Source organism: Amycolatopsis sp. NPDC004625 (assembly GCF_040609695.1).
Taxonomy (GTDB): domain Bacteria; phylum Actinomycetota; class Actinomycetes; order Mycobacteriales; family Pseudonocardiaceae; genus Amycolatopsis.
Window position 1 is genome coordinate 201,955 of the sequence record NZ_JBEXKX010000011.1, and the last position, 16,684, is coordinate 218,638.

Genomic DNA, 16,684 nt, shown 5'->3' on the forward strand with positions numbered 1-16,684 from the left:
CCGCCCGCTCGGTGTCAAGCGTCAGACGGGGGCGACCTCGACCGGGATGCCGTTCAACACCGACGTTCCGGACGGAACGTCCAGCAGCGTCTCGTCCGCGACGAGGTTGGAGTTGACGCCCGGGTTCGCGCGCGCCACCCGGGTCCGGACGCCGTCGAGGTCGTGGCCCCAGCCGTGCGGGATGCTCACCACGCCCGGCCGGACCTCGTCGGTGACCTCGACCGGGACCTCCAGCTTGCCGGCGCGGGACGTCACCGAGGCGAGGGCGCCGTCGGTGAGCCCGAGCCGTGCGGCGTCTTCGGGGTGGACCAGGACCGTGCAGCGGTTGCCGCCGCGGACCAGGGGCGTCAGGTTGTGCATCCACGAGTTGTTCGAGCTCAGGTGCCGCCGCCCGATCAGCACGAGACCCTCGTCCGCGGGCTTCGCGAGTTCGTCCCGCAGCCGCGGCACGTCGGCGACGATCGGCCCGGGCGCCAGCTCGATCCGCCCGGACGCGGTGCACAGCACCTCCGGGATCCGCGGCTTCAACGGCCCGAAGTCCATGCCGTGCGGCGCGGCTTCGAGGTCGGCCAGCGTGACGTCGTACGGCCCGGCGCGCAGCATCAGGTCGACCAGGCGCGCGGGCCCGCTCCGGTCGTGGGTGACTTCCAGCCCGGCGCGGCGGGCGACGTCGGCGGCGACGAAGTCGTCGAGCGCGGCGACGTCGGCCTCGGGGCCCTGACCGGCCACGATGCCGGTGAGCCGCAGCATGGTCTCCCACTCCTGCGGCAGTTTCGATGGCAGCGTGGCGGGCGTCCAGTTCGCGACGTTGCGGATCGACAGCTGGTAGAAGGCCAGGTCGAAGTGTGGGCGCTCGAGCGGCGACGGGCCGGGCAGGATGACGTCGGCCTGCCGGGACGTCTCGTTGAGGTAGACGTCGACCGAGATCATGAAATCGAGCTGCTTCAGGGCTTCGCTGAGCCGGCCGGCGTTGGGCGTGCTCAGGCAGGGGTTGCCGCTGACCGTGATCAGCGCGCGGACCTGGCCCTCGCCCGGGGTTTCGATCTCGTCGGCGAGCGTCGCGACCGGCAGCTCGCCGACGACCTCGGGCAGGCCGCGCACGCGGCTGCGCCAGCGCCCGACGGCGAACGGCCGCCGGTTCCCGGTGGGCTGGCACGCGGCCAGCGGGAACATCGCGCCGCCCGGCTCGTCGAGGTGTCCGGTGAGCACGTTGAGGACGTCGACCAGCCAGCTCGCGATGGTGCCGAACGCCTGGGTCGTGGTGCCGATCCGGCCGTAGACCACGGCGTTGTCCGAGGTCAGCTCCCGTGCCATCCGGCGGATCTCTCCGGCGTCGATGCCGGTGCGCGAGGCGACGGCTTCCGGCGTGAACGGCTGGGCCAGCTCGCGGACGTCGTCGAGGCCGTTGAGGTGTGCTTCCAGGCGTCCGAGTGCGACGAGGTTCTCCGCGAACAGGACGTTGACCAGCGCGAACAGCAGCAGGGCGTCGGTGCCGGGCCGGATGGCGTGGTGCTCGTCGGCGAACTGGGCGGTGCGCGTGCGGCGCGGGTCGACGACGACGATCTTGCCGCCGCGCTCGCGGATCCCGCGCAGCCGGCCGCGGATGTCCGGCGCGGTCATCAGGCTGCCGTTGGAGACGAGCGGGTTGGCGCCGAGGATCAGCAGGTGCCGCGTCCGGTCGAGGTCGGGCACCGGGATGGCGAGCGGGTCACCGAACATGGTGCCGGCGGAGTAGTGCTTCGGCAGCTGGTCGACCGAGGTCGCGCTGTAGAAGTTCTTGGTGCCCAACGCTTTGTAGAGCACGCGGCCGTAGAGCGTCAGGGCGATGTTGTGCACGCCGGGGTTGCCCGCGTACACCGCGACCGCGTCCCGGCCGTGCTGCTCGATGATCGGCGGGACGCGGCGCGCGATCTCGTCGTACGCCTCCTGCCAGCTGACCTCGACGAACTCGCCGTCGCGCTTGAGCAGCGGCGCGGTCAGCCGGTCGGGGTCGTGGTGCAGGGCGCCGAGCGACGCGCCCTTGGGGCAGATGTAGCCCCGGGAGAAGACGTCCTTCTCGTCCCCTTTGACCCGCGTGACCTGCTGGTTCGCGTCGAGCGTCACTTCGAGGCCGCAGGTGGCTTCGCACAGCGGGCAGGTGACGTGGGCGGTCGTCATGACCACCGAACATACCGAGCGGTATGTCGATCGGCAAGGCACGATTGCGACATGGACGTCTCGGCCGCGGAACGCGCGGTGACTTCGCGGCACCTGCGCCGGGTGTGGGGCCTGCCCGGCACGGTCCTCGGCCGCAGCCGCTGGCCGGCCGCGGTGGACCAGCGGCTGCACTGGCACTGGAACTACTGGTGGCAGGCCCACCTGCTGGACACCCTGGTCGACGCGCAGCTGCGTGCCCCCGCTTCCGCTCGGCTCGCCTTGATCCGGTCTTTCGTGCGTTCGGTCCGGCTGCGCAACTTCGGTCGCTGGACCAACGACTACTACGACGACATCGCGTGGCTCGGCCTTGCGCTGCAACGGGTTTCGTCGCTGGGCATCGACGTCGGCCCGGCCCTGGCGGCGATCGACGCGCAGCTGCTGTCGGGCTGGACGCCGGCCGCGGGCGGCGGCATCTGGTGGCGTCGCGGAGACGACTTCAAGAACGCCCCGGCCAACGGCCCGGCGGCGATCTTCCACGCCCGGTCGGGGAATCTCGCGCGGGCCAGCGAGATGACTTCGTGGCTGACGTCCACTTTGGTCGATCCGGAGTCCGGTCTGGTCTGGGACGGCATTCACTCGGACACGGGCGAACTGGTGAAGCACATTTACACGTACTGCCAAGGGGTTTACCTGGGTGCGTGCCTGGAGCTGTCCTTGATGGACGATGCGGCGCGGACGGTCCGTGCGGTGGCGGAACACTGCGCGCCCGGCGGCGTGATCCGCGGCCAGAGCGGTGGCGACGGCGGGTTGTTCGCGGCGATCCTGGCCCGGTACCTGGCGTTGGCGGCACACGCGTTGCCAGGACCGGAAGCCGCGACGGCCCGCTCGCTGGTGCTGACGTCGGCGGAGGCCTGCTGGTCAGGTGCGGCAACCGGCCTGGTGTTCAGCGCGTACTGGGACCGCCCGGCTCCCTGGCCGTTGCCGGAGGACGCCCCCGAACGGGACATGTCGGTCCAGGTGGGCGGCTGGATGCTCCTCGAAGCCGCAGCCACGCTGTCGTGAGTGTTAAGGCGAGTTAGAACGCTCCTTACCACTCACGAGGGCCGCGGCAGAGGTCAGCAGCCGCAGGAAGCGCCGTGCAGGAACTTGGGGGCCAGCCAGACCGACTCGGCGGGCCGGTCCGGGTCGGCCATGCGGGACATCAGCAGCTGCACCGCCCGGCGGCCCAGGTCCGCCACCGGCTGGACCAGCGTCGTCACCGCCGGGCTCACCCGGCGGGCCCAGTCCATGTCGCCGTAGCCCACCACGGCCAGCTCCGAGCCGATGTGGATGCCGCGGCGGTGGGCCTCGTACTGGACGCCCACCAGCATCGACTCGTCCGCCACCACCAGGGCCGTCGGGGACGGCCAGCCGTCCAGGAGCTTGGCCGTCGCCCGGGTCGCGCCGCCCGGGTTCGAGAAACCGCACTCCACCAGCTCGCGGTTGAAGCGCAGGCCCGCCTGCTCCAGGCCCAGCCGGTAGCCGCGGACGCGCTCGCGGCTGACCTCCAGGCCCTCGTCGCCCGAAACCAGGCCGATCTTCCGGTGGCGGCGGGACGTCAGGTGCCGGACCAGCGACGCCACCGCGTGCACGTTTTCCGTGCCCACCTGGTCGACGTCGTTGCGCGCGGCCACCCTGTCCACCAGCACCGTCGGCACGCCCATCCGGACCAGGCCGTTGACCACCGCTTCGTCGCCGGCCGAGGGGACCAGCAGCACGCCGTCCACCAGGTCCGCGCGCAGCTCGCGCACGACCGCGGCCTCTTCGCTCGCGGTGTCGCCGGTGTCGGCCAGCACGACGTCGCACCCCGCCTGCGCCGCGGCCGCCCTGATCGCGCGCAGCAGCTCACCCGCGTACGGGTTCGCGGAAATCCCCATCGCGACGCCGATCCGGTAGGTGACCGGGGGGTCCCACAACCGGAGCTCCGGCGAAAGTGCGGTCATAAGCCCTCGCAGACGCTCAGCGGAAACGTATCCGCTGAACGGCCGCGCGGGAGTGTCAGGAACCCAGATTCACTGAAGTGAGTGAACCGCGGGACAGCCGCACGACTCACGGTGACGCAGGGTGGGTGCCAGCCGGACCGTTTCGGCCTTGCGCGCCGGGTCGTTGATCCGGGCCAGCAGCAGCCGCACCGCCTGCCGGCCGATCTCTTCGATCGGCTGCGCCATCGTCGTCAGCGGCGGGTCGACCAGGTCCGCCCACTCGACGTCGTCGTAGACCACCACCGGCAGGTCGCGCCCGATCCGCAGCCCGCGCCGGCGCGCCTCGTGCAGCACCCCGACCATCATGCTGTCGTTCCCGACCACGAGCGCGGTCGGCGGCTCGGGCAGCGCCAGCAGCGTGCTCAACGCCAGCGCGCCGCCCTCGCGCGAGGAGTTTCCGCAGGCCACGAGGTCCGACGACCAGGTGAGCCCGGACCGGCCGAGCCCCAGCCGGTAGCCGAGCACGCGCTCCTCGCTCGTCGACAGCCCCGGCACCCCGCTGATCATCCCGATCCGCCGGTGCCCGAGGGTGGCCAGGTGCGCGGTCAGCGCCGACGTCGCCTGGATGTTCTCCGAACCCACCTGGTCGACGTCGGTGCGGGTGGACAGCCGGTCGATCAGCACCGTCGGCACGTCGAGGGACACCAGCTCGCCGATCACCGGCCCGTCCCCCGGGGCGGGGGTGATGAGCAGGCCGTCGACGCGACGGGAGCGCAGCGCCCGCACGGTGTCACGCTCGGTGTCCGCACGGTCGTGGGTGTCGGCCAGCAGGACGGTGTAGCCGTGCAGCGACGCCTCCCGCTCGATCGCCTGCATCAGCGTCGCGAAGTACGGGTTGGCCACCAGCGAAATCGCCATCCCGATCGACCGCGTGCCGCCCGTGACCAGGGAGCGCGCGATCGCGTCACCGGTGTAGCCGGTCGTTTCGATCGCCCGCAGCACCGCGGCCTTGGTGTCCTCGGCGACCGCGCGCGTCCCGTTCACGACGTGCGACACGGTCGTGATCGAGACGCCGGCGAGCTCGGCGATGTCCCGCTGGGTCGGCCGCGAAGATCTCGGCTGAGGCATACCAATCCTTCCCGGCAAGCGTTTGCGCAAACGCTTGCGTCCACGCAGCAGTCTGTCTACCTTCCGGTCCATCGGCAAGCCTCGAACCGAACAAAGGGTGGGAACCCATGAGACAGCGAAGTCTCACCGCGCTCACGCTGGCCGCCGTCCTCGCCGCGACGACCGGGTGCACGGTCGAACGCCACTGGGGTGGCAACACGAACACCGGCGGGAGCGGCAAGGCGAAGGTCGGCCTGGTCACCAAGACCGACACCAACCCCTACTTCGTGGAACTCCGCAACGCCGCGAGAGCCGCCGCGCAGGCCAACGGCGCCGACTTCAGCGCGCTCGCCGGCCAGTTCGACGGCGACAACGACGGCCAGGTCCGCGCCATCGAGAACCTCCGCCAGCAGGGCGCGAACACCATCCTGATCACGCCCAGCTCGTCGACCGGCGTGCTCAAGGCGATCAAGGACGCCCGCGACGCCGGGGTGCTGGTGATCGCCCTCGACACGGCCACCGAACCGGCCGACGCGGTCGACGCCACCTTCGCCACCGACAACTTCGCGGCCGGCGAGCAGCAGGGCGCCTACGTCAAGGCCGCGCTCAAGGGCGTCCCGGCCAAGCTGCTGATGGTCGACGGCACGGCCGGCAGCTCGGTCGACACCCAGCGCCACGGCGGGTTCCTCAAGGGCATCGGGCTGACCGACGGCTCGCCGGAGATCAGGGGCCACACTGCGGCCAACGGCGACCAGAGCCTCGCCCAGCAGGGCATGGAGAACCTGCTGCAGCGCAGCACCGACATCAACGCCGTCTACTCGATGAACGAGCCGATGGGCCGCGGCGCGTACGCGGCGCTCAAGGCCCGCGGGCTCACCGGCCAGATCGTCATGGGCTCGATCGACGGCGGCTGCGAAGGCGTCCAGAACGTCAAGGACGGCCAGTTCGCCGCCACCGTCATGCAGTTCCCGAAGAAGATGGCCGAGCAGGGTGTGCTCGCCGCCGTCGAATACGCGAAGACCGGCAAGAAGCCGTCCGGGTTCGTGAACACCGGGTCGGCCGTGATCACCGACAAGCCCCTGCCCGGCATCGAGAGCCACGACTCGGCCTGGGGCCTGCAGAACTGCTGGGGAGGAGCGAAATGACAACGGCAGTGGCACCGAAGGACCGGGAATCCCTCGGCGACTTCCTCCTGCGCGCCCCCGCGGTCGGCCCGGCGCTCGCGCTGGTCGTCGCGATCGTGGTGTTCTCGCTGGCCACGGACACGTTCTTCGACCTCGACAACCTGTCCACAGTGGTCCAGCAGTCGCTGGTCGTCGGGACGCTCGCTTTGGGACAGACGCTCGTCATCCTCATCGCGGGCATCGACCTGTCCAACGCGGCTTCGATGGTCGTCGCGACGCTGATCATGGCGAAACTCGCCGCGGCCGGCACCAACGGCTTCGTCGCGCTGCTCGCCGGCGTCGTCCTGACGATCATCGTCGGCATCTTCATCGGCGGGCTCGCGACGCGGATCAAGCTGCCGGCGTTCATCATCACGCTCGGCACGTTCACCATGCTGACCGCGGTGTCGAAGCTGATCGCCGGCGGCCAGGCCGTGCCGGTGACCGACGGGCTGCTGCAGTGGCTCGGCACCAAGCGCTACCTCTTCGGCGGCATCCCGATCACCTACGGCATGACGCTGGCCCTGCTGATGTACCTCGGCATCTGGTACGCGCTGACGAAAACCGCGTGGGGCAAGCACGTCTACGCGGTCGGCAACGCGCCGGAGTCCGCGCGGCTGTCCGGCATCAAGGTCAACCGCACGGTGCTGTCGGTGTACATCGTGGCCGGGCTGACCTTCGGCATCGCGGCCTGGCAGGCGCTCGGCCGGACGCCGAACGCCGACCCGAACCAGTTCCAGCTCGGCAACCTCGACTCGATCACCGCCGTCGTCCTCGGCGGCACGAGCCTGTTCGGCGGCCGCGGTTCGGTGCTCGGGACGCTGATGGGCGCGCTGGTCGTGGCCGTGCTGCGGTCGGGCCTCACACAGATGAACGTCGACGGCAACTACCAGGACCTCGCCACCGGCGCCCTGCTCATCGCCGCCGTCGTGGTGGACCGGATCGCGAGGAGGCAGCAGCAGTCATGACCGAACCGATCCTGCAGGCCCGTGGCCTGGTGAAACGCTACGGCCGGGTGACCGCCATCGACGGCGCCGACTTCGACCTGCTGCCCGGCGAGGTGCTCGCCGTGGTCGGCGACAACGGCGCCGGGAAGTCCTCGCTCATCAAAACCCTGTCCGGCGCGGTGATCCCGGACGAAGGCGAGATCAAAGTGGACGGCAGGACCGTCCACTTCAAGTCCCCTTTGGACGCTCGGCACTTCGGCATCGAGACGGTGTACCAGGACCTCGCGGTCGCGCCCGCGCTCGACATCGCGTCGAACATGTTCCTGGGCCGGGAAAAGCGGCTCAAGGGGCCACTCGGGCTGTTCCGCAAGCTCGACACCGCGGCCATGCGGGCCGAGGCCCAGCGGATCCTCGACGAGCTGGGCATCAACATCAAGTCGATCAGCCAGCCGGTCGAGACGCTCTCCGGCGGTCAGCGCCAGGGTGTCGCGGTGGCCCGCGCGGCCGCGTTCGGCACCAAGGCGGTGATCATGGACGAGCCGACCGCCGCTCTGGGCGTCGCCGAGTCCGGCAAGGTGCTCGACCTGATCGGCCGGATCCGCGACCGCGGCCTGCCGGTGGTGCTGATCAGCCACAACATGCCGCACGTGTTCGACATCGCCGACCGCATCCACGTGCACCGCCTCGGCAAGCGCGTGGCGGTCGTCTCGCCGAAGACGCACTCGATGAACCAGGTCGTCGGCCTGCTCACGGGAGCGTTGCGGCTCAACGAAAACGGCGAAGTCGAAGAAGCCGGGGCGGCACACGTGGCCGGCTTGAAGTGAAGGTGCTGCTGGCGGGTTTGTGCACTGTGGACGTCGTCCAGCGGGTCGACGAGCTGCCGGCGCCGGGTGAGAAGGTCCAGTCGCTGCGGGTGGACGTCGCGGCCGGGGGGCCCGCGACGAACGCCGCGGTGACGGCGGCCGCGCTCGGCGCCGAAGCGACCCTGCTGACCGTCCTCGGTGCACACCCGCTGGCGGCCCTCGTCCGCGCCGACCTCGAAGCGCACGGGGTCCGGCTGGTCGACCTCGCGCCCGAGCTGCCCGACCCGCCGCCGGTCAGCGCGGTGGCCGTCCGCGACCGCGACGGCGAGCGCACGGTCGTCTCCCGCAACGCGGCCGGGTCGCAAGCCTCCTGGCGCGGCTCGGTCGACGCGGACGTGGTGCTCGTCGACGGCCACCACCCCAACCTCGCGCTGTCGGTCGCCCGGGCGGCCGGGGACGTCCCGGTCGTGCTCGACGCCGGCAGCTGGAAGCCCGTCCTCGGCGAGCTGCTGCCGCTGGTCGACGTCGCCGCGTGTTCCGCGCACTTCACCGCGCCGGAACCCGGCCTCCACCAGCGCGGCGTCCCGACCGTGATCACCACCGCGGGCCCCGGCCCGGTGCGCTGGTCCACTGCGGACGGCGCCTCGGGTGAGGTGCCTGTGCCCGCCGTGGAAGCGCGGGACACACTAGGAGCGGGCGACGTCTGGCACGGCGCGCTCGCCGTGGCCGTGGTGCGCGAACCGACGGTGAGTGACCGGATCCGCTTCGCCAACGAGGTGGCCGCCGAACGGGTGCGGCATGTGGGACCGCGGTCGTGGACGACCGCGATCGCAGGAAGGAACAGGACATGACGGCGTTCGACGACCTGCTGGCCCGGGCCGAGGGCCTGACCGTGCGCGGGCAGCGCAACGTGCTGGGCATCATCGGCGCGCCCGCGTCCGGCAAGACCACGCTGGCCTGGGCGCTGGCCAACGCGCTCGGCTCACGCGCGGCCGTGGTCGGCATGGACGGCTTCCACCTCGCGCAGGTCGAGCTGCGCCGGCTGGGCCGCACCGACCGCAAGGGCGCCCCGGACACGTTCGACGCCGCGGGCTACTACCACCTGATCCGCCGCCTGGCCGAAGGCCGCGAAACGGTGTACGCGCCGGAGTTCCGCCGCGAGATCGAGGAGCCGATCGCCGGCGCGGTGGCGGTGCCACCGGAGGTCCAGCTGGTGATCACCGAGGGCAACTACCTGCTCCTCCCGGACGACCCGTGGAGCGCGATCCGGCCACTCCTGACGGAGGCCTGGTTCCTCGCCCCGGACGAACCGGAGCGCATCGAACGGCTCGTGTCGCGCCACCGCCGTTACGGCCGCTCGCTGGTCGAGGCCCGCCAGCGAGCGCTCGGCTCGGACCAGCGCAACGCCGACCTGATCTCGCAGACCCGGGACCGGGCCGACCTGGTGCTGGAGAACCTGCCGCTGGCGAACTTCGCGATTTGACGCTCGTCGTCGCCCGGTAGGAAGCCGGCCGCGAGGCTACTGACCCGCGGCCGGCGCTCCGAACTTCTCCGCGGCTGCTTGACGGGACACTCCGAGCACGGCTGCCACCTGGTTCCAAGTGTGGCCGGTGGCGCGCGCCGTGCTCACTGCCTCGACCAGCTGTTGCTCGGACTGCAGGGAGCGCAGCATCGCATCTCCGATTCGCCTGAGGGCGACGCCATCGCCGGCGATGCCGCCGTAGTCGAGCGAGGTGATCCACTCATTCATCTCGCGCAGTCGTTGCTGCGGAGTGGGTGCACTACGCCGCGTCCAAGGCCGCCGTCGACACGCTGACCTTCGGGCTCGCCCAAGAGGTCGGCGGCGAGGAAATCCGGGTCAACTCCGTCCGGCCCGGCATGGTCCACACCGATCTGTACGCGGCCGCCGGCTTGCCGGGCCGGATGGCGAAGTACGCGCCGCAGATTCCGATGGGGCGGGCCGGGCAGCCGGCGGAGATCGCCGAGGCGGTGCTGTTCCTGCTGTCGGCGGCGGCGTCGTTCACGACGGGGGCGGTGCTGGAACTCGGCGGGGGCCGCTGATCCTTGTGAACCGGCTTTTCCCGGCTTTCGTGTGGGGTGCGTTCCCACCACCGCGCGAAAGGTGAACAGCCATGCGTACGTTCGAGTTGCCCGATTCCGTCGGCGGGCGGACCGTCGACCGGATCCTGGGCCGCCAGCTGGTCCGCACCTGGGAAACCGACGGGATCTTCCAGGTCGCGGCCACCGGCGAGCAGGACCGGATCACCCGGGAGGCGCTTGCCGAAAGCCGCCGGTTCTTCGCCCGGTCGTTACCGGAAAAGGTGAAGTTCGTCAGCGATCTGACCTACAGCGGGTACATCGCTTCGGGTGAAGAGGTGACCGCGGGCGAAGCCGACTTCTCCGAGATCTTCACCGTCTGTCCGGACATCCCGCCCGAGGATCCCCGCGTCACCGGTGGCTGGCCGTGCCACGGGCCGGTGCCGTGGCCGGACGAGGGCTACCGGGCGGCGATGACCGCCCACCTGCGGGAGGTCGGGGGCATCGGCGAGCGGCTGCTGCAGCTCGTGGCGCTCGGGCTGGGCGTGGAAATCGACCGGCTGACCCGGCTCACCCGCGAAGGCTGGCACCACATGCGCGTGCTGCGGTTCCCGGCCCGGTCCGCGACCACCGAACGCGGGATCGGCGCGCACACCGACTACGGACTGCTCGTGATCGCCGCGCAGGACGACGTCGGTGGCCTGTTCGTCCGGCCGCCCGTGCCCGGCGAACACCGCAACCGCAACTGGCTGCCGGGGGAGAGCACTGCCGGGGTGTACCAGGACGACGAGCCGTGGCACTTCGTCGAGCCCGAGCCGGCGGTGTTCACCGTCTTTCCCGGCGACATCCTGCAGTTCCTCACCGGTGGCCGCCTCCTGTCGACGCCGCACAAGGTGCGCCTCGCCACCCGGGAGCGGTACACGCTGGCGTACTTCCACGAGCCGTCGTTCGGCACCAGCGTCCGGCCGCTGGCGGGCGGGGACGAGGTCATCCACTACGGGACGCACTTCACGAACATGTTCACGCGCTGTTACCCGGACCGGGTGACGACCCGGCGCATCGAACGCGAGGGACGGCTCGCCGTGCTGGATCGTATCCGTAACCTCGTGTAAGAGAGCAGTTGCGCTGGGTGGGTTTTGTCCGCCTGCTGAGACGGCCGGAGACGGCGAGATCACGATCGGACGGGGAACTTGGTCACTCGCGTTTTGCGCGTCGAACGCTGTGCAACTCTGGGAAGCCGCCACGTGAAAGGACGGCTTCGGAAGCCATGGCCAAACTCATGTCCGTGCACCACCTCGCGCTCACCGTGACCGACGTGGACCGCAGCGTGCCGTGGTACGTGCGTGTTCTCGACCTCGAGGAGGTCACCCGGCGCGAAGAGCCGGACACGGGGCTGCGCAAGGTCGTGCTGCGCTCGGCCGGTGACGAGTTCTCCGTGGTCCTGGTGCAGCACGCGGACACCGGGCGGCGCGGGTTCGACGAGCGCCGCACCGGCCTCGACCACGTCGCCTTCCGCGTGCATTCGGCCGCCGAGCTGGCCGAATGGGAGAGCCGGCTGGAGGAGTTCGGCGTGTCCTACGTGCCGGTCGCGCCGTCCCGCACGTTCGAGGGATCGCGCGTGATCGTGTTCCGCGATCCGGACGGCATCCAGCTGGAGATCTGGACCGACCCGCAGCTCTGACGCTGCGTCAGGCCCGTGCGTCGTCCCGCTCGTCCACCGGGCGGCGCATCTCCTGGCGGTAGCGCAGCACGCCGTAGCCGGTGCCGAACACGAAGAACGCGATGCTGATCCACAGCGCCGCCGTCTTCAGCCACGGCAACGCGTCCAGCAGGCCCGCGCCGTAGTAGCCGAGCAGCACCAGCGTCGGTACCCACAGCAGGCCGCCCAGCGCCGTCGCCGCCATGAAGCGGCGCGGGTCCATCCGGGCCGCGCCGGCGATCAGCGGGGCCAGCGTGCGGATCCACGGGATCCAGCGGGCCGCCACGATCGCGAAGAAGCCCTTCCGGTCCAGGAACCGTTGCGCGCGCTCGAGGTTGTGGCGGTTCAGCACCTTGCCGTCGCGGCGCGCGATGAGCTTCGTCCCGCTGCCGCGGCCGATGTAGTACCCGATCTGGTTGCCGAGGACCGCGACGATCAGCGCGGCCCCCGAGAGGAACCACGCGTTCGCGTCCGAACCGTGCTGCGCCAGCACCACGCCGGCCCCGAACAGCAGCGAGTCACCGGGCAGGAACAGCCCGATGATCAGCGCGCACTCGACCAGCACGAAGCTCAGCACGATCACCCAGACGAGCAGCGGCCCGGCGGTGTCCAGCCAGCTCACGCCGACGCCCGCGGCCTCGATGCTCACGACGTTCACCCCGCGAGCCTACGTGGCCCGGGTGAACGGCCCGCGGCTAACGGTCAAATCGAGCTCTCCGGAAGTTTCAGCTTTCACGAACGGTGAAGGCCCCCTCACCCAGTGGTGAGAGGGCCTCCGGCCGGTGAACTCAGAACTGCGGCAGCGTCTCGCCCTGCACCGCTTCGATGTCCAGCTCGACCTTCACGGTCGTGCCGACCACCGCGACACCGGCCCGGGCCAGCGCGCTGTAGTTGATCGCGAAGTCGTTCCGGTGCAGCGTCGTCTCGGCGTGGAACGCGGTGCGCACGCCGCCCCACGGGTCCGGGCCCCAGCCGCCGTAGGTCAGCTCGAGCTCGATCTCGCGGTGCTCGCCGTGCAGCGTCAGCTCGCCCAGCAGCGTCCACGAGTCCACGCCGCGCTGGCGCAGCCCGGTGCTGGTGAACGTGATCACCGGGTGCACGTCGACGTCGAGGAAGTCCGGCGAGCGCAGGTGGTCGTCGCGCATCTTGATGCCGGTTTCGATGCTCGCCGCCTTGATCTCGGCGTGCACCGACGACCGCTCGGCCGGGCGGCCGATTTCGATCCGGCCCGAGACGTCCGGGAACCGCGCCTTGATGCTCGCGATGCCCAGGTGCCGGGCGGTCGCGACCACCGACGAGTGGATCGGGTCGATCACCCACGGCCCGGCGGGCGGCAGCTCGATCGCCTCGGCGACCGGGGCCAGCACGACGTCGCCGAGCGAGCCGCTGCCGTCCGAGGCGACCTGCGCCGTCCGGGCGACCGGGGTGTACCCGGCCGCCGTGACGACGGCGGTGTAGACGCCCGGCGCGAGGGCGTCGGTGACGACCTCGCCGCGGACGTCGGCCGCCTGCCGCGCGACCTGCCGCCCGGCCGGGTCGGTGACGGTGAGCACCGCGTGCTCCACCACCCAGCCCTCGGCCGTGCGCAGGGTGGCGCGCAGGCCGGTCATGACCGGTCGACCAGCTCGTCGAGGGCCTGGTCGTAGCTCAGCCGGACGTCGTGGTCGGCTTCGCCGCCGGTGAGCTCCACCTGGCTGGTCGCCGGCGGGTAGCCGCTCGCGACCACGGTGTACGCGCCCGCGGGCAGGTCGCTGACCACGTACCGGCCTTCGCCGTCGGTCCGCGCGACCGCGGCCACGTTGCCTTCGGCGTCGAGCACGGTGATCCGCGCGTCCGGCACGATCCGGTCGCCCTCGGTCCGCGCGGTGCCGGCGAGCAGCACCGAGCTGGCGAGTTCGACGTCGTGGCGCAGCACGCCGCTGTCGGGCACGGTGAGCGTCAGCGCGACGGGCCGGTAGCCCGCGCCGCTGGCGACCAGGGTGTAGGCCCCGGCGCCGACCCCGACGAAGGCGTAGGTGCCGTCGGTGGTCGTGATGAACGCGCCGTTCACCTCGCCCCGGCCGTCGGTCAGCGTCACCGTCACGTTCGGCAGCGGAGCGCCGGTGGCGGCCTCCTTCACGGTGCCGGTCAGCTCGCCGGACCCGGTGAGCGTGACGTCGACCGTCGCCGGCCCGTTGCTGATCACGACGCTGGAGGCCTGCGGCTGGTGGCCGTGCGCGGACACGATCAGGACGTACGCGCCCGGACCCTGGCTGGGCACCGAGTAGCTGCCGTCGGTGGCCCCGGTGGCCCGCGCGACCTGGCGGCCGCGCTGGTCGATCAGGGTCAGCGCCGCCCCGGCGACGTGGCTGCCGTCCTGGCGGCGGACGTGGCCGGTCACCGGCAGGCCGCCCGCGCCGACCGGCGTGTCGAGCTCGGCCTGGCCCACGGAGTTCGTGATCGGCAGCGCACCCGACACGGCCTGGTAGTCACCGTGGCCGTTGCTCAGCGCGTGCCGCCCGCCGCCGACCAGGGCCGGCTCGCGGTCGACCGGCTTGACCGGCTCGACGATCTCGGTCGGCTCGTCGGCGTGGTCGTCCGCCTCGAGCAGCGCCTCGCCGCCCTCCATGGCCGCCGCGGCCGGGGCCGCGTTGGTCAGCGGGATCTCCTTCATGAACAGCAGCACCACGGTCGCCAGCAGGGCCACCGCACCCGCGATGTAGAACACCGTGGTGATCGACTCGGTGAAGCCGATCAGCACCGGGGTCCTGATCGCCTCGGGCAGGCTCTGGATGCCGCTGGTGTTCTCCGACAGGCTGCCGATGCCCGCGCCGGCGCCGGCCGGCAGCTGCCCGCCGAACGCCTTCGTGATGTTCGGCAGCAGCGTGTTGAACAGGACGGTCAGGAAGATCGCGACACCGGCGGTACCACCGATCTGGCGGAAGAACGTCGCCGACGCGGTCGAGACGCCCATGTCGCTGCGCGGGCCCGCGTTCTGCACCGCGATGATCAGCGTCTGCATGCACTGGCCGAGGCCGAGGCCGATGATGGCCGCCGCGACCAGCGGGTGCCACAGCGCCGAGTCGTACTTGACCTGGGCGAAGAAGAACGCGCCGCCGGCGATCATGACGGTGCCGACGATCGGGAACACCTTGTAGCGCCCGGTCTTCCCGGTGATCCGGCCGGACACGATGGAGCTGAGCATGATGCCCGCCATCAGCGGCAGCATCAGCAGGCCGGATTCGGTCGGCGTGTAGCCCTGCACGACCTGCATGAACTGCGGGATCATGGTGATCGCGCCGAACATCGCGACACCGACGATGACACCGCCGATGATCGCCACGGTGAACGTCGAATTCTTGAACAGCCGCAGCGGGATCAGCGCGGCGTCCTTCATCAGCCGCTCGACCACGATGAACGCGATCACGCCGACGCCGCCGACGACGTAGCACAGGATGGCCTTCTGGTCGCCCCAGCCCCACTTCTGGCCCTGCTCGGCCACGATCAGGAACGGCACGACCGCGACGATCATCGTCAGCGCGCCCCACCAGTCGATCTTGTGCTCGTGGCGCTCGTGCGGCACGTTCAGCACCTTGGCCACGACGAACAGCGCGATGACGCCGATCGGGACGTTGATCAGGAAGACCCAGCGCCAGCCGTGCAGGCCGGCCAGGCTGTCGATGCCGGCGAAGAAGCCGCCCAGCACCGGGCCGAGCACGGTGGACAGGCCGAACACGGCCAGGATGTAGCCCTGGTACTTGGCCCGCTCACGCGGCGGCACGATGTCGCCGAGGATGGTCATGGCCAGCGACATCAGACCGCCGGCGCCGAGGCCCTGCACCGCGCGGAACGCGGCGAGCTGGTACATCGACGTCGCGAAGGTCGAGGCGAGCGAACCGGCGACGAAGATGCCGATCGCGGCCAGGTAGAACGGCTTGCGGCCGTAGATGTCGGAGAGCTTGCCGTAGATCGGCGTGACGATCGTCGAGGTGATCAGGTACGCCGTGGTCGCCCAGGCCTGCAGGTCGAAGCCGTGCAGGTCGTTGGCGATCTTGACGATCGAGGTGCCCACGATCGTCTGGTCGAGCGCGGCCAGGAACATGCCGCACATCAGGCCGCTCAGGATCGTGACGATCTGGCGGTGGCTCAGCCGTGGTGGTTCCTTCGACACGGGTTGTTCGACGGTGGTGGTGCTCATGCGTTGGTCCCCTTGGCCGGTGCACCGGCGGACGCGTGCGCGTCGGCCAGCTGTGGAGAGTGGTTCTCGATACCTGTGTTGAGCCGGGCGAAGAGCCGGTTCAGGGTCTGGATGTCCCCGTCAGTCCAGTCCCCGAGCACTTCGGCCAGCCAGTGGTTGCGTTGCTTGCGGTTCTCTTCGAACACCCGCATGCCCTCGGTCGTCGGCGCGAGCAGGCAGGCCCGCCCGTCTTCCGGGTCGGCCTGGCGCTCGACCAGGCCGTGCTGGACGAGCGAGCTCGACTGCCTGCTGATCGTCGAGATCTCCGAGTGGAGCGACTCGGCGAGCCGGCTGGTGCGCTGCGGGCCCTCGTGGATGAGGGTGAAGAGAATCGCGTACGCCGCCCGTTCGATGCCGTCCGGACCCTGCTTGGCGACCTGGGACTTCGCCTTGTTGATCAGCCGGACCAGGCGGACGAGCTCGTGCCCGAGCTGGTCGGCGAGGTCCAGTTCGGCCGTGGGCCGGGTGGCGGAGCTGGTGGGTGCCATGGTGATCCTTCACGGCGTTGGTTGGCGGCTGCAACTAGTTGCCTCACGCAAGGATGTGCCTTAATCAGCTCTTCTGCAAGCGGAGTACCTCGTGTTGTGGTGCAACACACTTTAGTTGCCGTATGCA

General features: G+C 70.8%; 16 protein-coding genes and 1 pseudogene. 9 read left to right on the top strand and 8 right to left on the bottom strand.

Annotated elements, in window-relative coordinates:
- Nucleotides 1-21 precede the first annotated feature (21 nt).
- Nucleotides 22-2,157, bottom strand: a complete 2,136-nt coding sequence (locus ABZW17_RS15545) for a molybdopterin oxidoreductase family protein (RefSeq protein ID WP_354813727.1) — start codon at nt 2,155-2,157, stop codon at nt 22-24.
- Nucleotides 2,158-2,208: 51 nt separating this feature from the next.
- On the opposite strand from ABZW17_RS15545, the gene ABZW17_RS15550 reads away from it, so the two are divergent.
- Nucleotides 2,209-3,198, top strand: coding sequence for a glycoside hydrolase family 76 protein (locus ABZW17_RS15550; RefSeq protein ID WP_354813729.1), 990 nt, complete (start codon nt 2,209-2,211; stop codon nt 3,196-3,198).
- A gap of 53 nt (nt 3,199-3,251) precedes the next feature.
- Here ABZW17_RS15550 and ABZW17_RS15555 read toward each other — a convergent pair whose 3' ends face one another.
- Both ABZW17_RS15555 and ABZW17_RS15560 read right to left on the bottom strand, forming a co-directional pair.
- Nucleotides 3,252-4,118, bottom strand: coding sequence for a substrate-binding domain-containing protein (locus ABZW17_RS15555; RefSeq protein ID WP_354813731.1), 867 nt, complete (start codon nt 4,116-4,118; stop codon nt 3,252-3,254).
- A gap of 69 nt (nt 4,119-4,187) precedes the next feature.
- Nucleotides 4,188-5,225, bottom strand: a complete 1,038-nt coding sequence (locus ABZW17_RS15560; protein ID WP_354813733.1) for a LacI family DNA-binding transcriptional regulator — start codon at nt 5,223-5,225, stop codon at nt 4,188-4,190.
- Between the two features lie 107 nt (nt 5,226-5,332).
- Here ABZW17_RS15560 and ABZW17_RS15565 point away from each other — a divergent pair, with 107 nt between their 5' ends.
- Genes ABZW17_RS15565 through ABZW17_RS15585 form a run of 5 tightly spaced genes read left to right on the top strand, consistent with a single transcriptional unit; the run spans nt 5,333 to nt 9,600 of the window.
- Nucleotides 5,333-6,349: a substrate-binding domain-containing protein gene (locus tag ABZW17_RS15565; RefSeq protein ID WP_354813735.1), complete on the top strand. Its 1,017-nt coding sequence runs from the start codon at nt 5,333-5,335 to the stop codon at nt 6,347-6,349.
- Nucleotides 6,346-7,335: an ABC transporter permease gene (locus tag ABZW17_RS15570; protein ID WP_354813737.1), complete on the top strand. Its 990-nt coding sequence runs from the start codon at nt 6,346-6,348 to the stop codon at nt 7,333-7,335. The genes ABZW17_RS15565 and ABZW17_RS15570 overlap by 4 nt, the downstream gene beginning before the upstream one ends.
- Nucleotides 7,332-8,138 carry an ATP-binding cassette domain-containing protein gene (locus tag ABZW17_RS15575; protein WP_354813739.1) on the top strand — a complete coding sequence of 269 codons (807 nt, stop codon included), beginning with the start codon at nt 7,332-7,334 and terminating at the stop codon, nt 8,136-8,138. The genes ABZW17_RS15570 and ABZW17_RS15575 overlap by 4 nt, the downstream gene beginning before the upstream one ends.
- Before the next feature lie 2 nt (nt 8,139-8,140).
- On the top strand, nt 8,141-8,968 hold the full coding sequence (locus ABZW17_RS15580; protein ID WP_354813807.1) for a PfkB family carbohydrate kinase: 828 nt from the start codon (nt 8,141-8,143) through the stop codon (nt 8,966-8,968).
- The gene (locus ABZW17_RS15585; RefSeq protein ID WP_354813741.1) at nt 8,965-9,600 is read left to right on the top strand and encodes a nucleoside/nucleotide kinase family protein; all 636 of its coding nucleotides are present in this window, start codon (nt 8,965-8,967) and stop codon (nt 9,598-9,600) included. The genes ABZW17_RS15580 and ABZW17_RS15585 overlap by 4 nt, the downstream gene beginning before the upstream one ends.
- Nucleotides 9,601-9,636: 36 nt before the next feature.
- On the opposite strand, the gene ABZW17_RS15590 is transcribed toward ABZW17_RS15585, so the two are convergent.
- On the bottom strand, nt 9,637-9,867 hold the full coding sequence (locus tag ABZW17_RS15590; protein ID WP_354813743.1) for a helix-turn-helix domain-containing protein: 231 nt from the start codon (nt 9,865-9,867) through the stop codon (nt 9,637-9,639).
- Here ABZW17_RS15590 and ABZW17_RS15595 point away from each other — a divergent pair.
- The 3 genes and pseudogenes from ABZW17_RS15595 to ABZW17_RS15605 all read left to right on the top strand — a co-directional run.
- Nucleotides 9,855-10,178, top strand: a pseudogene (locus ABZW17_RS15595) (SDR family oxidoreductase); the annotation flags it as partial. The gene ABZW17_RS15590 and the pseudogene ABZW17_RS15595 overlap by 13 nt on opposite strands.
- A 71-nt stretch (nt 10,179-10,249) precedes the next feature.
- Nucleotides 10,250-11,266: a 2OG-Fe(II) oxygenase family protein gene (locus tag ABZW17_RS15600; protein ID WP_354813745.1), complete on the top strand. Its 1,017-nt coding sequence runs from the start codon at nt 10,250-10,252 to the stop codon at nt 11,264-11,266.
- Nucleotides 11,267-11,421: 155 nt separating this feature from the next.
- Nucleotides 11,422-11,835, top strand: a complete 414-nt coding sequence (locus tag ABZW17_RS15605; protein ID WP_103354042.1) for a VOC family protein — start codon at nt 11,422-11,424, stop codon at nt 11,833-11,835.
- Nucleotides 11,836-11,842: 7 nt separating this feature from the next.
- Here the strand turns inward: ABZW17_RS15605 and ABZW17_RS15610 are convergent, their stop codons facing one another.
- From ABZW17_RS15610 to ABZW17_RS15625, 4 genes are all read right to left on the bottom strand, one after another.
- The gene (locus tag ABZW17_RS15610; RefSeq protein WP_354813747.1) at nt 11,843-12,511 is read right to left on the bottom strand and encodes a DedA family protein; all 669 of its coding nucleotides are present in this window, start codon (nt 12,509-12,511) and stop codon (nt 11,843-11,845) included.
- A gap of 130 nt (nt 12,512-12,641) precedes the next feature.
- Nucleotides 12,642-13,463 carry a YceI family protein gene (locus ABZW17_RS15615; RefSeq protein WP_354813749.1) on the bottom strand — a complete coding sequence of 274 codons (822 nt, stop codon included), beginning with the start codon at nt 13,461-13,463 and terminating at the stop codon, nt 12,642-12,644.
- Entirely contained in the window at nt 13,460-16,030 is a 2,571-nt protein-coding gene (locus ABZW17_RS15620; RefSeq protein ID WP_354813751.1) for an MFS transporter, read from the bottom strand. The genes ABZW17_RS15615 and ABZW17_RS15620 overlap by 4 nt, the downstream gene beginning before the upstream one ends.
- Nucleotides 16,027-16,557, bottom strand: a complete 531-nt coding sequence (locus tag ABZW17_RS15625; RefSeq protein WP_354813753.1) for a MarR family transcriptional regulator — start codon at nt 16,555-16,557, stop codon at nt 16,027-16,029. Before ABZW17_RS15625 ends, ABZW17_RS15620 begins: the two co-directional genes overlap by 4 nt.
- Between the last annotated feature and the right edge of the window lie 127 nt (nt 16,558-16,684).